This is a genomic window from Labrys miyagiensis, from assembly GCF_030160835.1.
GTDB classification, from domain to species: Bacteria; Pseudomonadota; Alphaproteobacteria; order Rhizobiales; family Labraceae; genus Labrys; species Labrys miyagiensis.
Window position 1 is genome coordinate 1 of the sequence record NZ_BSPC01000108.1, and the last position, 2,620, is coordinate 2,620.

Sequence of the window (2,620 nt, forward strand, 5' to 3'; positions counted from 1 at the left end):
GCCCAGCTGATCTCCAACGTCGTGCAGCAGCATGTCGACGCCATCGCCCTGACCCTGGCCTTCCCCGATGCCATGGCCAAGAACGTCAAGGAAGCCCAGGACGCCGGCATTCCGATCGTCGGCTTCAATGCCGGCGGCGACGACTGGAAGAAGGCCGGCCTCCTCATGTATGTCGGCCAGGACGAGACCGTGGCGGGCAAGGCCGTCGGCGACAGGCTGAACACCGAGGGCGCCAAGAACGTCGTCTGCGTCGACCAGCAGCAGGGCGCGGTCCAGCTCGAGGAGCGCTGCGACGGCATCAAGGCGAGCTTCAAGGGCGGCTTCCAGGTCCTCTACACCACTGGCTACGACATGCCGACGGTGAAGTCGCGCGTGCAGGCCAAGCTGCAGCAGGATCCCAGCATCGACTATGTCGTGACCCTCGGCGCCCCCTTCGCCCCCGCCGTGCTCGACGCCATCTCGGGGAGCGGCAGCTCGGCCAAGCTCGGCACCTTCGACCTGACGCCCGAGGCCGTCAAGCTCATCCAGGGCGGCAAGCTGCAATGGGCGATCGACCAGCAGCCCTATGTCGAGGGCTATGAGGCCGTCGACCTCTTGTGGCTCAACCTGACCAATGGCGACGTGGTCGGCGGCGGCGGCCCGGTGCTGACCGGCCCGGCCTTCGTGACCAAGGACAATGTCGACGCCGTCGCCAAGTTCGCCAAAGCCGGCACGCGCTGAGCACCGGCACGCGCCGGGCGCCGGGCCGCAATGTGACGAGGCCGGCCTGAAGCGTGCGCCGGCCGGACCGACTTGAGGTCCGGCCGGCGGCGCGGACGGGCGGCGGCTCACAGGGGGAGGAGACCACGATGAAGACACTCGATCAGAGCACGCCGCAGCTGCGGCGCCAGCAGCTCCAGCCGCAGAGCCTGTGGAAGACCATCCTCAAGCGCCCGGAGGCCGGCGCCCTCGGCGGCGCCATCCTGGTGTTCGCCTTCTTCTGCCTGATGGCCCCGCCCTTCCGCCAGCCCGCCGCCTTCACCACCGTGCTCTACCAGGCCTCGACCATCGGCATTCCCGCCGTCGCCGTCGCCCTGTTGATGATCGGCGGCGAGTTCGACCTCTCGGCCGGCGTCGCCGTCATCGCCTCCTCCCTCGCCGCCTCGATGTTCGCCACCGAGGTCGCCGGCAACATCTGGGTCGGCGTCGCCTTCTCCCTGCTCTTCTCGCTGGGCATCGGCGCCCTCAATGGCTGGCTGCTGATCCGCACCAAACTGCACAGCTTCCTGGTCACCCTCGGCACCTTCCTGATGCTGCAGGGGCTCAACATCGCCATCACCAAGCTGATCACCGGCAATGTCGCCACCGGCGACATCTCGGACATGGCCGGCTTCGGCACCCTGCAGGCGATCTTCGCCTATAATTTCCAGTTCGGCCACGTCCAGCTCTCCATCGCCATCCTCTACTGGCTGGTCTTCGTCGCCCTCGCCACCTGGGTGCTGCTGCGCACCAAGGTCGGCAACTGGATCTTCGCGGTCGGCGGCAATGGCGACAGCGCCCGCGCCGTCGGCGTGCCCGTGGTCCAGGTCAAGATCGGCCTGTTCATGCTGGTGGGCTTTGGCTGCTGGTTCCTCGCCATGCACCAGCTGTTCGCCTACAACACCGTGCAGTCGGGGGCCGGCATCGGCAATGAACTGCTCTACATCGCCGCCTCGGTGGTGGGCGGCTGCCTGCTCACCGGCGGCTATGGCTCGGCCGTCGGCTCGGCGCTCGGCGCCTTCATCTTCGGCATGACCACCGAGGGCGTGATCTACGCCGACTGGGATCCCGACTGGTTCCAGTTCTTCGTCGGCGCCATGCTGCTGCTCGCCACCGTCGTGAACACCTGGATCCGCGCCCGCGCCATGAAAGGATAACCAGTGGTAAAGGATAGACCCATGGTCCGCACCGACACCCCGATCATCGAGCTCAAGGCACTGGGCAAGAACTACGGCAATATCAGCGCGCTGCGCGGCGTGAACCTCGCCGTGCGCCAGGGCGAGGTCACCTGCATCCTCGGCGACAACGGCGCCGGCAAATCCAGCCTCATCAACATCATCGCCGGCCTGTTCTCCTATGACCAGGGCGCCTATCTGGTCGATGGCCAGCAGGTGCGCTTCTCCTCCCCCCGCGAGGCGCTCAACCGCGGCATCGCCGCCGTCTACCAGACCCTGGCCCTGGTGCCGCTCCTGCCGGTCTGGCGCAATTTCTTCCTGGGCTCGGAACTGGTCACCGGATGGGGACCCTTCCGCCGCCTCGACCGGCCCGCCATGTGGCAGCGCACCCAGGACGAACTCACCCGCATGGGCATCAAGCTCGAAAACCTCGAACAGCCCGTCGGCACCCTCTCCGGCGGCCAGCGCCAGGTGGTGGCCATCGCCAGGGCCATCCATTTCGGGGCCCGCGTCCTCATCCTCGACGAGCCCACCGCCGCGCTCGGCGTCGCCCAGTCCGGCCTCGTGCTGCGCTACATCGCCCAGGCCGCCCGCGACCAGGGCATCGGCGTCATCTTCATCACCCACAACCCCCACCACGCCTACCTCGTCGGCGACCACTTCATGGTCCTCTCGCGCGGCGAGGTCGAACTCGACGCCAAACGCGC

The 2,620-nt window shown here is 67.7% G+C and carries 3 protein-coding genes; all 3 read left to right on the plus strand.

Annotation, left to right across the window (positions count from 1 at the left end):
- Positions 1-720: substrate-binding domain-containing protein (locus QQL24_RS36340; protein ID WP_284317205.1), on the plus strand; the 720-nt coding region annotated here is incomplete at its 5' end.
- Positions 721-848: 128 nt separating this feature from the next.
- A complete protein-coding gene (locus tag QQL24_RS36345) occupies positions 849-1,895 on the plus strand; it encodes an ABC transporter permease (protein WP_284317206.1) in 1,047 nt (348 codons plus the stop codon).
- A gap of 21 nt (positions 1,896-1,916) precedes the next feature.
- A partial coding sequence (locus QQL24_RS36350; RefSeq protein WP_284317207.1) for an ATP-binding cassette domain-containing protein occupies positions 1,917-2,620 on the plus strand: 704 nt, incomplete at its 3' end.

What these genes read in the sequence shown, in the direction of transcription:
- QQL24_RS36345 (WP_284317206.1), top strand. Translation starts at nt 849, where the DNA reads ATGAAGACACTCGATCAGAGCACGCCGCAGCTGCGGCGCCAGCAGCTC.